This is a genomic window from Lacticaseibacillus pantheris DSM 15945 = JCM 12539 = NBRC 106106 (assembly GCF_001591865.1).
Taxonomy (GTDB): domain Bacteria; phylum Bacillota; class Bacilli; order Lactobacillales; family Lactobacillaceae; genus Lacticaseibacillus; species Lacticaseibacillus pantheris.
On sequence record NZ_BCVS01000010.1, the window covers coordinates 1 to 15,451 of the forward strand.

The 15,451-nt window shown below is 53.9% G+C and carries 11 protein-coding genes; 4 read left to right on the top strand and 7 right to left on the bottom strand.

Annotated elements, in window-relative coordinates:
* The first annotated feature begins 469 nt into the window (after positions 1-469).
* Positions 470-754 (top strand): hypothetical protein, encoded by a 285-nt coding sequence (locus LPA02S_RS02360; protein ID WP_054648285.1) that lies wholly within the window; start codon positions 470-472, stop codon positions 752-754.
* A gap of 129 nt (positions 755-883) precedes the next feature.
* Here the strand turns inward: LPA02S_RS02360 and LPA02S_RS02365 are convergent, their stop codons facing one another.
* The 4 genes from LPA02S_RS02365 to LPA02S_RS02380 all read right to left on the bottom strand — a co-directional run bounded on the left by LPA02S_RS02365 (position 884) and on the right by LPA02S_RS02380 (position 6,420).
* A complete protein-coding gene (locus LPA02S_RS02365) occupies positions 884-1,438 on the bottom strand; it encodes a CvpA family protein (RefSeq protein ID WP_054648287.1) in 555 nt (184 codons plus the stop codon).
* A 357-nt stretch (positions 1,439-1,795) separates the two neighbouring features.
* On the bottom strand, positions 1,796-2,434 hold the full coding sequence (locus LPA02S_RS02370) for an LVIS_2131 family protein (protein WP_056956112.1): 639 nt from the start codon (positions 2,432-2,434) through the stop codon (positions 1,796-1,798).
* A gap of 24 nt (positions 2,435-2,458) precedes the next feature.
* Entirely contained in the window at positions 2,459-3,820 is a 1,362-nt protein-coding gene (locus LPA02S_RS02375) for an FAD-dependent oxidoreductase (protein ID WP_056956111.1), read from the bottom strand.
* A 236-nt stretch (positions 3,821-4,056) separates the two neighbouring features.
* Entirely contained in the window at positions 4,057-6,420 is a 2,364-nt protein-coding gene (locus LPA02S_RS02380; RefSeq protein ID WP_420835947.1) for a phosphoketolase family protein, read from the bottom strand.
* Between the two features lie 217 nt (positions 6,421-6,637).
* Between LPA02S_RS02380 and LPA02S_RS02385 the strand changes: the two genes are divergently transcribed.
* Entirely contained in the window at positions 6,638-6,874 is a 237-nt protein-coding gene (locus LPA02S_RS02385; RefSeq protein ID WP_056956109.1) for a Ros/MucR family transcriptional regulator, read from the top strand.
* A gap of 10 nt (positions 6,875-6,884) precedes the next feature.
* Here LPA02S_RS02385 and LPA02S_RS02390 read toward each other — a convergent pair whose 3' ends face one another.
* A complete protein-coding gene (locus LPA02S_RS02390) occupies positions 6,885-7,175 on the bottom strand; it encodes a hypothetical protein (RefSeq protein WP_056956108.1) in 291 nt (96 codons plus the stop codon).
* A gap of 292 nt (positions 7,176-7,467) precedes the next feature.
* Between LPA02S_RS02390 and LPA02S_RS02395 the strand changes: the two genes are divergently transcribed.
* The gene (locus LPA02S_RS02395) at positions 7,468-10,392 is read left to right on the top strand and encodes a YhgE/Pip domain-containing protein (RefSeq protein WP_056956107.1); all 2,925 of its coding nucleotides are present in this window, start codon (positions 7,468-7,470) and stop codon (positions 10,390-10,392) included.
* A gap of 341 nt (positions 10,393-10,733) precedes the next feature.
* Positions 10,734-13,580, top strand: coding sequence for a YhgE/Pip domain-containing protein (locus LPA02S_RS02400; protein WP_169798382.1), 2,847 nt, complete (start codon positions 10,734-10,736; stop codon positions 13,578-13,580).
* Positions 13,581-13,695: 115 nt separating this feature from the next.
* Here LPA02S_RS02400 and LPA02S_RS11610 read toward each other — a convergent pair whose 3' ends face one another.
* Both LPA02S_RS11610 and LPA02S_RS02405 read right to left on the bottom strand, forming a co-directional pair.
* Positions 13,696-13,866 carry a hypothetical protein gene (locus tag LPA02S_RS11610; protein WP_156301945.1) on the bottom strand — a complete coding sequence of 57 codons (171 nt, stop codon included), beginning with the start codon at positions 13,864-13,866 and terminating at the stop codon, positions 13,696-13,698.
* Positions 13,867-14,072: 206 nt separating this feature from the next.
* The gene (locus LPA02S_RS02405; protein ID WP_056956105.1) at positions 14,073-15,443 is read right to left on the bottom strand and encodes a replication-associated recombination protein A; all 1,371 of its coding nucleotides are present in this window, start codon (positions 15,441-15,443) and stop codon (positions 14,073-14,075) included.
* Positions 15,444-15,451: the final 8 nt, after the last annotated feature.

A 15,451-nucleotide genomic window follows, 5' to 3' on the forward strand; every position in this document is an offset into this window, starting at 1 on the left:
GTTACACCCCGGCAGTGGTTACCATTCCGACCCCACACGCCTCCGCTCACCAACCTGACCGACGCGGCCTCACGCTACATGGTGACAACTACGTTTCCGGACCCGATGTTCCAACACACCACCATTTTGACGACACCTGTCAGTTCGATGAACGATTGTTAGTTGGACGAGATGCAGTTCTCAACGTCGCCCGTGGCGGGAAAGCTACTACGCTCTGCCGTTAGTGTCAGGTATTGAAACGGGCAAAGCAAGGCAGACAGCGACACATAAGCAGCTCTAACCAAAAGGCCAAAACCGGGCCTTTCGGTTAGAGCCACTTATGCTCTGCTTTCTAACCGCCTTGCTTTGCCCTCTAAACAAAAATAGTCAAATATCGGAAAAATAACAGTTTTTTGATGCATTACCCACCAATTACATTTACACTGTGGTCGTGGTTAAGGATAACAATACCGGGATAGGGGGTGCGACTATGGATGCCGCAACATTACAAGTTAAACGGATTACCGTTGATCACTACCACCGCGCGTTACGCCAACTGCGGGAATACAACATGATTAGACGAGCAATCGTGCTACTACGGGATGCCTCAGTGAGTGCCGGGATCACCACCGAGTTAGCCCGTATGGCCGCAGACGTGCTCAGTGATTACAACGAATCCAGACTTTTGGTTCAATATGGGGAAATGAACACCGGATTACAACTGTCACACCGCCTCCCCGCCGTTGATCCGCCACAGAATCAACCGACCACCTAGCGTACGACGGGTGCGTGGACCCGTCTGGTGTGCACACCATCTTTGCGACAGGTATTTGGTTCAATAAGGGCGCCCAGTAACCGACGCCCTGGGGGACACAGTAACATTACTGTGTCCCTTTACTTTGTCCTAATAACTACTGCTTGAACTATCCGTCGTATCCGTATTGTCCGTACCGTTAGTATCGCTATTGTTATCCTGGTTGTTGCTCGTCCCCAACCAGTTTTGAAACTTATTACTATTCAGTAGCGGCGAGTTCGTGATAATAAACTGTGCCGGCGCCGACTCCGCATACTGCGAAGTCATCCACGTATTTTGCACCAATAACAATAACGACAGCACGATGAATATGGCAATGTAATTGAAAATGACCGCCACGATCGCACCGCCCAAGCTGTTCGCCTGCTTAATGACCGGAATCCACGTCACGTGCCGTGACATGCGAGCCAACCAGTGAATCAACAGCTTACCCAACACGATAATGAGTATAAACGTGACGATTTTGCCGACGAACCCAACATCCGCCCCGCCAAACTTGACGGCCAGCGGTTGGTACGCCGCAATGGCAATCACCCACAAAATAACGTTACCCACCATCGAAATAACCGTAATTGCCAGGCCCTGACGCCAACCGGACATAATCGCCAGCAGGAGCCAGATTACAATGATAATGCTCAAAGCCATACTAATTTCTCCTTTTGTACGTCGCGCCCAGCCTGCGACTAATATTCTTTACGTTTATTATCCTACAAAGCGCACCACCGGACATTCCGTCCGCCAAAATTTATGAATTAGTCAAAGAACAACAAGAGAGTGGACCACAATGCGGTAGATCCGAGCACTAACGTAATACGACCGATATTCCCTAATTTAGGAATATCGGTCGTATTGGGTTCGGCACAGGGAGCCGCATTGTGGTCCACGTCTGTAGGCTGGCTTCTCACCATAACGCCGCCCGGTCAGAAGCCGGCCGGCGTCGATGTTCATCGTTTTTCCGTAGCCACTGATTTTGCCGGCAGCGTACAGTCACTACTTCAAAATCTATTTGCCGTCGTTCAACGGTACAATGGTCGTAAAGTCATCACTTGGCACCCGAATCAACGAGAAGGTGTCCCCCACCTTACCGGCACGAAGACCCAGGCCGTTCAAAAAGTTGCCTTTGTACTTGGCCTTAATCGTCGCCACAAATGCCTTGTCCGTTTGCTGATCCATCGAGGTTAGCTTCTTGGCGTTCCACGGGAAGTGGGAAGCCTGCATGTTCAGAATACTACTGCCGTTAGAAACGGTTGCGTCATTGCTGTTAACCTCAACCTTAGCGTTCTCCACCCAATACGTGTAGTGCATCAACGAATTCTTCCCCGCACCCGAACGAACCTCAGCGTAATACGAGTGCTTATCATCCGTCTGCAATACCAACGGTTGGTACTGGTAGGTCACCGTGGCCTCTGCCTTATTCGTAAAGTTAGTTGGCCGCAGCCAGGCCGCATAAACCAAGCCGTACAACGCAGCGCAGAAAACAATCACCTCTACAAGGTCCAGCAGTATGGTCCGCCCGGAGCGGTGCTTGCCGTGTACCACAATCATCTTGAGGTGCCGCTGGCGAATGTTAATCACGATAAAGATGAGGTAAGCGACGAGAATAATCCACGCCGCCACACCGATCAGGTTCCATGCGTTCATGAGTCTTCCTCCCAGAGTGCGTGTCTATTGCGGTTGGTCAAGCTTATTGATTGCGGCTTGACCCAACAAATTCATGTAGTTCCACGGACGGTCAAAGTTGGGGTTGAACAACATATCCACATACCCCAAATCGTCCACGGTATTCTTATTTTGGATCATTACCGAAATGACGTTTGCGCACATCGAGATATCCAGCTTGCTGTAAAATTGCCCGCCGAGAATCTGCCGGGTTGACCGCCGAAATACCAGCGTACCCTCAATCGGCGTCGTCGTCGGCATAAATTCCGGACGATAATTATCCCTAAATTCAACAAAATCAACGTCGTCAAAATACTTACGGGCCCGGCTGTAGGTCAGGCCGCTGGTCGCCATGTTGTGCTCCAGAATGCTTAGCGCGCTAGTGGATTGCGTACCCATGTAGTGGATGCTGCCGGGATTAATAATGTTTGCTCCCGCAATCTTGCCCTGACGTACGGCGTTGGTAGCCAAAGGGGCGTAGGCATACTGACCCGTGGGGTTAAACCGCACCACGGTCGAGTCGCCCGCCGCGTAAATGTCCGGGTCGCTACTTTGCATCTGGTCGTTCACGATGATGGCCTGACTGCGGTCCAGGTCCACCATACCGGCAACCAACTCCGTCATGGGTTGAAACCCGACGCATAGAATCACAATGTCGGTTTCAATCTCGCCCTTATCGGTACGGATAAACACCCGGCCATCGCCATCCCCGTCAAATTCCAGCACGTGTTCGCCATCATGTAGGTCAACCCCGTGGTTCCGCAGGTCATCCCCGATTCGACTCGCCAACCCGCGGTCAACGTAATGACTCAGCAGTCCGTGGCGGCCATTAATCAGCAGCACGTCATGGCGGCCCTGTTGGGCAAAGGAGCTGGCAATCTCGACGCCGATGTACCCGCCGCCAACAACCGCAATCCGCTTAGCCTGGTCAGAGGCAGCTTTGATTGCCTGGGCATCCTTGAAGTTTTTGCACAAAAAGACGTTCTCGACGTTCACGCCGCGGATAGGTGAAGCCACTGGGTACGAACCAGTGGTGACAATCAGCTTGTCGTAGGTATCGCTGAACTTCTCGCCAGTTTCGAGGTCCTGAACCTCCACTACTTTGCGCTTGGCATCAACTAGCGTGACGTCATGCCGTAAATGTACGCCCACGTGCAGTCCCATCGCCTCAACCTCAGGCCCGGTAGCATAAAAAACGTCGTGTAGGTCGCGGACAACCCCACCTAGGTAGAGGTAAATACCGCACGACAAAAAGGAGATATCCGCGTTGCGCTCATATACCGCCACCTCCGTCTCGGGATCGCGGTTGAGTATTTCCTGGACCGCGGCCGTACCTGCATGGGTACAACCAATCACAACTACTTTCATAAATTGGTGCTCCATTCGTTCATTGGGAACCACGTTCAACAGCGGTCACTTAACCAGCGGCGGCCACTTTTCTTGTTATCAGTATCGCACAGGAACGACAAATATCAAAGGTCAACTACCCGCAATAATTCTAAACAATGGCCCCGTTCGGTGCTAATCAACCCCCGGGATACGCAAAGGAGCCGTAACCAATGTCACAGCCCCAATGTGCATAGCCAACGTTAATTGAGCATAGTCTATTTCACTGGCGTCCACTGCCATTCGCGTACTTCGGGAATATCGTCCCCTTCGCGGCGAATGTAGTCATTGTGGTACTTCAGCGTGGCGTCCATCCGGTCGATGAAGGCTTTGCCCTCGTCGCCGTACCCGCCAACGGCCTCAATCACATCCTTGGCCAGGTGGTAACGGTCAAGTTCGTTCAGTACCCGCATGTCGAACGGCGTAGTAATATCACCGTCTTCACGGTAGCCGTGGATACGCAGGTTCTGGTTGTGCCGGCCGAACCACATGTCGCGAATGAGTCCTTCATAGCCATGGAAGGCAAAGATGACGGGCTTATCCACCGTGAACAGGTCGTCAAACGCAGCGTCGGTCAAGCCACGAGGATCTTGCTCCGGCCGCCGGAGCTTAAGCAGGTCGATGACGTTAATGAACCGGATCCGCATGTTCGGGAACGTAACCCGTAGCAGGTCAATGGCAGCCAAACTTTCCATGTTCGGTTCAGTCCCAGCAGCAGCAATCACTACCTCTGGTGCGCCATCATCGTCGGTGCTGGCCCAATCAATCCGGCCCATCCCGGCATCAGCGAGGCGTTGGGCCTCTTCGATACTGTAGAACTGTGGCCGTGGCTGCTTAGAGGTCACCAGCAAGTTAACCGTTTCGGAACTACTAAACAGCTTTGGTGACAAAGCAAGCAGTGAGTTCGCGTCCGCTGGCAAGTATTCCCGGATAAATTCAGGCTTCTTTTCTGCCAGGTGCGTCAGAATCCCTGGATCCTGGTGCGTGTACCCGTTGTGATCCTGCTGGAAGCTGGTCGAAGTTGCAACCACGTTCAATGATGGGTAGTGACGCCGCCATGGCTGCTCACTGGCCTCACGAACCCACTTGAAGTACTGCGTCAGCATGGAGTCCACGACCCGCAGAAAGGCTTCATAACTAGTAAAGAGGCCGTGACGTCCGGTCAGCGTGTAGCCTTCCAGGAAGCCTTCGCTCTGGTGCTCAGAAAGTTGCGAGTCAATAATCCGGCCAGAGGTCGCCAGCTTTTCGTCCGTGTGTTCGTCAATTGGTTCAAGCCACTGCCGCGCGGTCTCTTCAAACAAGCCGTACAACCGGTTGCTCATCGTTTCGTCCGGACCAAAGACGCGGAAGTTCGTCGGGTTCAGCTTAATCAAATCGCGCAGGTAGTCAGACCAAACAATCATGTCTTGCTTGGTTAAACGGCCAGGCTTCGAGTTGTCCAAAGCGTACTTCTTAAAGTCGGGCAACTTCAACGGCTGTGGCGACAGGCCCCCGTTAGTAATCGGGTTGGCCGCCATCAAGTGGTCGTGGTCCGGCAACAACGCTTGCAGTTCCGGTACCAAATGCCCTGCAGCATCAAACTGTTCTTCAGGATGGTACGATTTTAGCCATGAGGTCAGCGCGTCAACGTGAGTCATGTCCTCAGAGGTGACGGGAATCGGGATTTGGTGTGCGCGGAATGAGCCCTCAATGGGGTCATCATCCCACTCCTTCGGGCCCGTCCAGCCCTTTGGCGAACGGAAGACGACCACTGGCCAGTGTGGCTGACCAGCATTGCCGGTCTCGCGAGCATTCTGCTGGATGGCACGAATACTCTCCACCGCCTCGTCCAGGGCCCGTGCCATTTCTGGATTGAGCTTTTCTGGGTCGTCACCCTCAACAAAGATGGGTGCCCAGCCTGCGCCTTCCAGGTACTTCCGTACGTCTTCATCGGACTTACGCGACAAGATGGTCGGGTTACTAATCTTAAACCCGTTCATGTGAATAATTGGCAGTACCGCACCATCATTAATCGGGTTAATGAACGTGTTGCTAAACCAGCTAGCAGCGAGCGGGCCAGTTTCACTTTCGCCATCGCCAATAACAACGGCCGCAATCTCGTCCGGGTTATCCAGGATAGCACCAACGCCGTGACTGAGGGAGTAGCCTAATTCGCCACCTTCATGCATTGATCCCGGTGTCTGCGCACTGGCATGACTCGCCACCCCACCAGGAAAACTAAACTGCTTGAACAGTTTCTGCATCCCCTGCTGGTCCTGGGTTACCTCAGGATAGTCCTCAGTGTAAGTGCCGTCCAAGTATGAATTGGAGACCATGACCTGGCCACCATGACCTGGGCCTTCAATGTAGAACATGTTTAGATTGTATTTGTTAATGACACGATTTAAGTGGGTGTAGATAAAGTTCTGCCCCGCAATCGTGCCCCAGTGGCCGATTGGGTGAACCTTAACGTCCGTAGCCACGATGGTCCGTTTGAGCAATGGGTTGTCCTTCAGGTACAACTGGCCGACAGACAAGTAGTTGGCAGCCTGCCAGTACCGAGTCATCTTTGCAAAGTACTCGGGTGTAGAATATTCCGTCATTACAGCAACCTCCATTTTTTTGGGTCAAAGGTGCACGGCATTACGCCGCACGAACAATAGACCGGCCGTGATTGGTAACCGCTCACAGCACCTTACTTTAGTATAGCGCAGAACGACCATTTGTTCGACCATCCTGTACACCATTTTACCGCGTACACCACGGGGTGCACACCATGTTAAAATAATAGTAACAATTGTCACAGAGGGAGGAAAAGCCATGTCTAAAACCGCCACAGCACTAGCCTTCATCGCGGGCGCCGCCACCGTCATGCTCATTCAGCGGGTGCACGCCAAGATCACGTTTGTCGAAGCCCCCGCGGACTTGCCCCAGGAACCGCGACCATTGCCGGCCGCCGAACCACAACGCACCCCGCGCCCGGCACAGCGGCACCGTACCCGCGTCATTGCGGGTAACGTTGCCAGCCAGCCACATCCGCACACCAACTTACGGTAGCCGCTTGCGGCTACCTTTTTTTGCGGCGAGATTCAAAGATGCGGCCAAACTCGCTAAGCAAGTCGTAGTCACGGTGCAAGTTATGCGAGTCGTGGATCATCTGTTCCACATCCACTTTGCCGGCAGCGTCTGGCTTGCTGTCTGCCGCCAGCAGGATCTTGGGAATCGCGGTCAGTAACGCTTCCCGTTCGGCTTTGGTTAAATTGGCCAGTAGACGCTTGGTTGCGCCATCCTGAACCGCCTGGAACACACTCTCGGCGGACAGTAATTCTTGCAGCTGCTGTGGTAACCGGTCTGACATGTTGCGTACCCCCGTATTGGTAATACACCTATTCTACTATAGTAAGCGGTTGCGTGCGTAGAATTAGTTCGGTTATCCGTGACACTCGTACCGTAGTCAAGACACCCAAATCCCATGTAAACTACCTTCATAGGCTATACGCAATTTGTAATGTTTGGGTCGACCATGCATTTGCAGGTCAGGCACACGTATTAACGTTCTGGGCTCAATTAATCGTCATGTGTTTTAAATAACGATGCGCGTTATTTAAATGTGTCACCCCAACAACAACCATGAAGGAGAGTACCCCACTTTGCTTAAATCCGAGCTGCAGCACATCATACGCAATCGCGGCGTCATCTGGCTGATGGTCGCCACCATTTTGATTCCAATCACCTACTCGTTTTTCTTCCTCACCTCTGCTTGGGACCCGTACGGTAACACGGGCAAGGTGCCCATCGCGGTCGTCAACCTCGATGAACCGACCAAGCTACAGGGGCAAACCGTCAACGTTGGTGAACAAACCGTCGCCAAGTTACGGAAGGACCACCAGCTAGGCTGGCACATCACCTCCGCCCAGGAAGCGGCCCGCGGGCTGAAAAACAATAAGTACTACGCCGTAATCACCTTCCCGCGCAACTTTTCGCGCGACGCGGCGACGGTGCTGGATAAGCAGCCGCAACAAATGCACTTTACCTATAAGACCAACGGCTCACTCAACTATATTAGTGAAGTAATGAGTCAGGTTGGTAGTGACAAACTGAACAGCCAAATTCAGGCCAAGGTCACCCAAACCTACGCCCAGTCGTTTATCGACCAAATGCACGGTATTGGCAAGCAACTGGGCAAAGCCGCTGACGGTTCAACCCAGATTAGCGATGGCCTGGGGCAAATGAAGGCCAAAACCGCGGCGATGCCGAGCGGGGTTCAGCAACTAACCGCTGGCTCCGGCCAGCTCGCCAGCGGCATCAACCAATACACGGATGGCGTTGGTCGGGTAGCGGACGGGCTCGGGCAACTGCACGCCAAAACACCCGAGTTGGCTGCTGGAGTCGGCCAACTCGATGACGGGATCAACCAGTATACTAACGGCACGGATCAGGTGGCCGATGGTATCAGTCTACTCTACGGCAACACCCCGGCCCTGCAAAGTGGCATTGGTCAACTGGCCGACGGGGTTAACCAGTACACCGGCGGCACGGACCAGGTGGCCGACGGTATCCAACAGATTAACGCCAACGCCCCGCAACTTACCGGCGGCGTCCAGCAACTGACTGACGGCATCAACCAAATGTATACCAGTGTCGTGCCGGAATCGAGTGACAACTCTACTTTGAGTTCGGGTACTAAGGCCCTACTCACCGGTATTAACGACCTGGACCACTACACCATTCAGGCCAAATTGGGGGATGACCAGGTCAACCTGCCCGACGGCGTCGCCACGTTACACAACAAGATGACCAAGTTACTACAGGCCATCTCTGACCAAAACACGTTGATTAGTTCCGCGTTCCAGACCTTTGATATCGGGCTACCCGTTGCGACTATCCTGACACCAAAAGGCATCACCACCAGCGATCTCGGTCTCCCGGCCGGCACCGACAAAGTCTACCCGCTAATTCACTTTGAGAAGCTGCAAAAAACTGCCACCACCACGGCTGATAACGACCTAGCTAGCCTCAAGGCGGCGGTAGCTAAGTCCGGTGACGCCGACGCCCAGGCGGCTTTGAGTAAGTTTGAAGCCAGCTACACCGGTGCCAAAGACGCTAAGGATACGGCCTACAACACCACTAAGGGCTACCTCAGCTTTGCCAAAAACAGCATCCAGCGGACGGACACCGACGCTGTAGGCGACCCCAAGGGGCTGAAGGTCGCCATCCAGAAATTTGCTGATAACCTGGAAACCATGGACAACGAGTTAAACCACGCTGACGTCAGCGGCCACCCAACGTACGCGAGTGCCGTGTCCCAGTTGAAGGACGGCCTGAACAAGTTGAACAACGCCGTCAACGTGGGCGTTGCTGCTGATGGCAGTACGACGACCAGCCTGACTGCCGGCGTCACCCAGCTCCGCGACGGTTTGGTTAAGCTGAACAATGCTGTGAACGTGGGTGTTGACGAGCAGGGTCACCAGACCACCAGTCTCGCCAGTGCCGTCACCCAGTTGTACGACGGCACGCAACAGCTCCACGCTAACTCCGCCAAGCTCCGCGACGGTGCCGGGCAGTTGAACGCCGCTGCGCCAACATTGGCCTCCGGGGTCAAGCAACTGTACGACGGCACCCAGCAGCTTAAAGCTAACTCCGGCAAATTGCGCGATGGTGCCGACCAACTGAACGCAGCCGTACCAACATTACGGTCAGGCGTACAACAGCTTTACGACGGTAGCCAACTGCTGAACAGCAACTCTCCCGCTTTGAAGAGTGGTGCTAGTCAGCTGGCTGGTGGGCTGAGCACACTGAACGCCAGCCTACCAACGTTGATGGACGGTATTAACCGCCTTAATGATGGTTCAGGTCAGCTCACCACCGGGCTGAAGGATGGTGCCCTGCAAATTAGTCAGGCCCACCTCACGCCGCTAACCGCCAAAATGTTTGCTAACCCTGCAACCGACAAGCAGATACGGTTTACGAAGGTCGCGAATTACGGCGCCGCTTTGGCACCATACGTATTGGCCCTCGCACTATTCATCGCGATTATCATCTTCAACTTTGGCTACCCGATGCGGCGGCGGAATCATCGTAACGAAACCGTGATGCAGTTCCTCTTCTCCAAATTAGCGGTCGGTACGGTAGTCGCAGTTGCCATGGCGATCATCGAGGCTACGCTGATTATGCTGCTCGGCCTGCCCGTGGCTCACGTCGGCGCATTCTACGGCATCACCATTCTGTTCGCCCTCGCCGCACAGTACATGACCATGCTACTCAACCTGGCGTTTAACCGGGTCGGTATCTTCATCGCCCTAGGACTGTTGACCCTGAGCGGATCTGGCGGCCTCTTCCCCGCCGAGACCATCAACCCACTATTCGAGTCCATTCAACAATTCCTGCCCATGACGCACGCCATTAACGGTTACCGCAACGCGATTACTGACGGTATTAGTAGCACCACGGTCACCACCAGTACCGTCATTCTAATTGTGGTCGCTATCCTGAGCATCGCCCTCATGATCCCGGCAATTGGCTACATCATCGGCAAAGACGAAGAATCTGACACGAACGATAGCAACGCCGAATAATATCTAGGTCAATTGACCCCCAACGCCCCCGAACGCCTCAGCGCGTTTGAGGGCGTTTTTACGTGGTACAAACAATTTTATTGATGTATAGGTTACAAACGTATCATTCAAAAGTTATAAAGATTTCTGTAAACTGGCTCCCATGAACTGCGCGGTATTCGCCATTTTTTGTTGCTTTTTAATTACCACGTGAGTTCTAAACAATTGATATCACGGTGTTATTTGTCCATCCATACCACACTTTACCGTACTAATTTGTTATCAGTTACACGTGTATCAGATTACCGGAGATATCGAAGAAGGAGCGTTAAATAACGATGATCAAAGAAGAGTTACACCACATGCTGAGGCATAAATGGGTGATCTGGCTAATGGTTGCGACCATCCTCATCCCCATCTTTTACTCCTACTGCTTTCTCACCTCGGCCTGGGATCCTTACGGCCGTACCAGCAAGCTACCCATCGCGGTAGTCAACCTGGACCAGCCCACCACGCTCAAGGGTCAGCGGGTCAACGTGGGTGCGCAGACGGTCGCCAAGTTACGCAAAGACGACCAGCTGGGTTGGCACGTCACGACTGCCAAAGCCGCAGCGCAGGGACTCAAGGACAACAAGTACTACGCCGTCATCACATTCCCGAAGGATTTCTCCCGGGATGCGGCTACGGTGCTCGACAAGACTCCCCAACAGATGCACTTTACTTACAAGACCAACGGCTCCCTCAACTACATTGGGGAAGTCATGAGCCAGGTGGGGAGTGATAAGCTCAACGACCAGATTAAGGCCAAGGTCACACAAACATACGCACAAACCTTTATTCAGCAAATTGGTAGCATTGGCAAGCAGCTCAAAACCGCGGCTAACGGTTCCCAGCAGATTACGGACGGTATCAGTACCCTCCAAAGCGGCACGGCCGCAATGCCAAGTGGCGTCTCGCAACTCGCAACGGGTAGTAACCAACTCACTGCCGGCGTCGTGACCTACACGAACGGCGTGGCGCAGGTGCACTCCGGCATGTCCCAGCTGTACGCCCAGATTCCCACACTTTCTAGCGGTGTGAGCGCGCTATACACCGGTAGCGGTTCGCTGTACAAGGGGCTCGGCCAACTGTACGCTCAGGTTCCAACGCTGGCTAGCGGGGTGACCCAGCTAGATGCCGGCGGGAAAACCCTGGCGTCCGGCGTGCAGAGCTACACTGGCGGGGTTGGCCAGGTGCAAAGTGGACTATCCCAGCTACAAGGTAACGTTCCGACGTTGTCCAAAGGTGTATCGCAGTTGAACGACGGTGGCACCCAACTAAGTGACGGCCTGAACCAACTGAACGCTGCCGTTACTACTGGCAGCGATAACAACCCTTCTTTGGCATCAGCAATCAACCAACTCAACACGGGTGCCGGCTCAATTTACAGTGGCGCCAACCAGCTGAACGGGCAGGTTAACGGCGACACCGAGGACACCGACCTGACCAGCTCCGTCCAGAAACTGGATGATGGTAGCCAGCAACTCGCTGACGGTATCAGCCAGATGAAGGATAAGATGGACAAGCTACAGGGTAAAATCAATTCGCAAGTATCCACCCTGAATATGATGTCCGGTATCCTGAAGTCCTACGCTACTTTGAAAGCTAACCAGGACTCAGCGAATACCGAAATGCAGACCGCCATCGACGGCGTAACGGATGTCGACCAGAAAGCAGCGTTAACGGCGGCCTGGGCCAAGGTCAAGACGGCCCAAAGCTCCACGTTGACCGCGTACTCCACCCAAAGCAGCGTCTTGAGCATCGTGAAGACTAATTTAACCAGCACGGCGACAGACTCTGCTGGCGATCCAACCGGTTTGCAATCAGCAATCAGTCAGTTCGACAGTGCGCTAGACCAGTTGAAATCTGGCTCGGCGCAAATTAACACCGGGCTCGATACCCTGAATGGTAAGGCACCACAACTGGCTACCGGTATTCAGCAACTGACTGATGGTGCGCAACAGGAAAGCAACGGCCTCCAAAAGTTGGAAGCCCAAGTACCAACGTTAACTAGTAACGTTCAAAGACTGGCAGACGGGGCGAACCAGGAATCTACCGGCCTCAATTCCCTTAACAGCCAGGTACCAACCTTGGCTTCCGGCGTTAACCAGTTAGCTGCCGGTGCCAACACCCTTAATAGCAACTCCGCTGCTCTGAACAGCGGCGCCCAGCAACTTTCTGGCGGTCTCACCACTCTTAGTGGCAACATTCCTACCCTATCGAGTGGCGTTTCCCAGTTGTACACCGGTTCCGGCCAGCTGTACGCCGGCCTCGCTACTTTGAACAACAGCGTACCAACGCTGGCCTCTGGTGTGACCCAACTATACGACGGCACCAAGCAGCTGAACGCTAACTCCAGCGCCCTCGTGTCCGGCTCCAGCCAGATTAGCGGTGGCTTAGGTACGCTGAACGCGAGTGTGCCAACCCTAGTGAGCGGCGTGAAGAAGTTGCACAAGGGTTCCAACAAGCTCACCACCGGCCTGAAGAGCGGTAGCGACACCATCGCCAAGACCAGTTTGACTGGCAAGACCGCAAAGATGTTTGCCCAACCGTCGAAGGATACTGAAATCAAGTACACGAAGGTGGTTAACTACGGTCAGGCACTGGCACCATACGTACTCGCCCTTGCCCTCTTCATTGGGATCATCATCTTCAACTTTGGCTACCCAATGCGGCGTCGCAATGGCAAAGACGAATCGGTATTCCAGTTCCTGGGCACTAAGCTCGCTGTTGGTACCGGCGTGGCCGTAGCCATGGCTGTGGTCGAAGCCACGCTGATTATGGCGTTCGGCCTCGACGTGAACCACGTGGCCGCGTTCTACGGCATCACCATCCTCTTTGCCCTCGCAGCGCAGTACCTCACCATGCTGCTGAACCTGGCGTTCAACCGCGTTGGTATCTTCATCGCACTGGCGCTACTGACACTGAGCGGTTCCGGTGGTCTGTTCCCGGCTGAAACCATCAGCCCGCTGTACGAATCCATGCAGAAATTCCTGCCGATGACGTACGCAATCAACGGCTACCGCGAGGCACTCACCGACGGCATCGCGTCCGGCACGGTGATCACCAGCATCGTGATTCTCGTAGTCATTGCAGTTCTCAGCGTCGCACTGATGATACCCGCAATCGGGTACCTCATTGGGAGCGACGGGGAACACAGCGAAGAATAAGCATTAACAAAACCGTGCTATCCATACACTAGATGAGTGTATAGATAGCACGGTTTTTGAGTTTATTTAGTCTGGACTGAAACAGTGGCATCTCGCTATAAAATCGGCAGATGTTCTATGCTTGCCCCCATAGATACGCGCACACCAACGCCGCAATAAAGCTAATGGTCGCTAACGTCACCATGATTGACGCCCAATTACGCCGATTTTTCACAATCATCACGATGGTCAGCACCAACGCAACGATAAATACAACGGCAAAGATGCCGGTTAGTGCCTGCCACATAGTATTTCTCCTTCATATGGAATGTAAAATGATTAACTGCAACGCGTCCGGGTCTCGGTAGCCGAGTAAAGGTGAAATGCTACTGCGCTCCCTCGCTACTCGTGCGTTTTAAAACGAGCTGCGCCCCGCAGAAAGCGACGCATAAGCTACTATCACCAAAAGGCCAAGTACGGGCCTTTCGGCGATAGTAACTTATGCTCTGCCTTCTAACCGCGGGGCTCCGCTCTCCCATCATGTTCCTCATGCCACTTTCGAATCTGCTCCACGCGCTGCTTTACCCGCGCTTCGCTACCCTGATCAGTAGGGTGGTAATACCGCTTCCCCACCAAATTATCCGGCATCGTCTGCATCGTGGTGAGCTTATCCTTGGTGTCGTGCGCATACTGGTAATCCTTGCCGTAACCTAAGTCCTTCATCAAACCCGTGACCCCATTACGAATCTGCAACGGCACCGGCTCCGCCATCGTGTTCTTAGCGTCCGCCGCCGCACTGTTGTACGCTACTTCCATCTGGTTACTCTTCGGTGCGAGCGCCAGGTACGTCACCGCGTGCGTCAGGTGCACGTTACACTCAGGCATCCCCAGAAATTGGCACGCCTGGTACGCCGCAATCGCAATCTCCAGCGCCCGTGAGTCCGCCATCCCGACGTCCTCACTCGCAAAGCGGACCAGCCGCCGTGCCACATACAGCGGGTCCTCCCCCGCCTCCAACATCCGGGCCAACCAGTAGATGGCAGCATCCACATCCGAATTACGCATCGATTTGTGCAAAGCCGAGATGATGTTGTAGTGCTCCTCGCCGTGCTTATCGTACAGCAAGGCTTTAGTACCCATAATCTGCGCCAAATCGTCTTTGGTCACCTGCGTCACACCATCGACAATTCGGGCGTTAGTGACCGCCATCTCAAGTGTATTCAGCGCCGTCCGCGCATCCCCATTCGCGTAATCCGCGATGGCGTGGAGTAAGTCGTCACTAATATCGATGGTGAAATCGGCAAAGCCGCGGTGGCTCTCAATGGCATTATGCAGTAGGTGCACCAGCTCATCGGCGGTTAATGCGTGTAACACAAAGACCCGCATCCGCGATAAGAGGGCGGCGTTGACCTCAAACGACGGGTTTTCAGTCGTCGCCCCAATCAGAATGATGCTGCCGCGTTCAACGTACGGCAAAAACGCGTCCTGTTGGGCCTTATTAAATCGGTGAATTTCATCCACGAAGACGATGGTTTTTTGCCCCAGCTCGCGGTTGCCCTCCGCCTCTTCCATTACTTTGCGAATTTCCTTGATGCCACTCGTGACCGCAGAGAAGGTCACGAAGGCAGCCTTGGTTTGTCGCGCAATCAGCTGGGCCAGCGTGGTTTTACCCACACCGGGCGGACCCCAAAAAATCATGGAACTCACTTCGTCACGTTCAATCAGGTTATACAAAACCTGGCCGGGAGCAACCAGGTTCTCCTGCCCCACAAATTCAGCGAGGGTCTGCGGCCGCAAGCGACTAGCCAGTGGCTGATAGCCCTGGTCCGCTTGTGCTGACCGCGTATCTCCCGCGTCATCACCAAAAAGGGATTCTTGCCGCATAGATGGAC

Excerpts from the sequence above, each read along its gene's own strand:
- LPA02S_RS02385 (WP_056956109.1), top strand. The coding sequence starts at position 6,638 with ATGTCTAAAACCGCCACAGCACTAGCCTTCATCGCGGGCGCCGCCACC.
- LPA02S_RS02400 (WP_169798382.1), top strand. The coding sequence starts at position 10,734 with ATGCTGAGGCATAAATGGGTGATCTGGCTAATGGTTGCGACCATCCTC.
- LPA02S_RS02370 (WP_056956112.1), bottom strand. The coding sequence starts at position 2,434 with ATGAACGCATGGAACCTGATCGGTGTGGCGGCGTGGATTATTCTCGTC.
- LPA02S_RS02365 (WP_054648287.1), bottom strand. The coding sequence starts at position 1,438 with ATGGCTTTGAGCATTATCATTGTAATCTGGCTCCTGCTGGCGATTATG.
- LPA02S_RS02405 (WP_056956105.1), bottom strand. The coding sequence starts at position 15,443 with ATGCGGCAAGAATCCCTTTTTGGTGATGACGCGGGAGATACGCGGTCA.
- LPA02S_RS02390 (WP_056956108.1), bottom strand. The coding sequence starts at position 7,175 with ATGTCAGACCGGTTACCACAGCAGCTGCAAGAATTACTGTCCGCCGAG.
- LPA02S_RS11610 (WP_156301945.1), bottom strand. The coding sequence starts at position 13,866 with ATGTGGCAGGCACTAACCGGCATCTTTGCCGTTGTATTTATCGTTGCG.
- LPA02S_RS02375 (WP_056956111.1), bottom strand. The coding sequence starts at position 3,820 with ATGAAAGTAGTTGTGATTGGTTGTACCCATGCAGGTACGGCCGCGGTC.
- LPA02S_RS02380 (WP_420835947.1), bottom strand. The coding sequence starts at position 6,420 with ATGACGGAATATTCTACACCCGAGTACTTTGCAAAGATGACTCGGTAC.
- LPA02S_RS02360 (WP_054648285.1), top strand. The coding sequence starts at position 470 with ATGGATGCCGCAACATTACAAGTTAAACGGATTACCGTTGATCACTAC.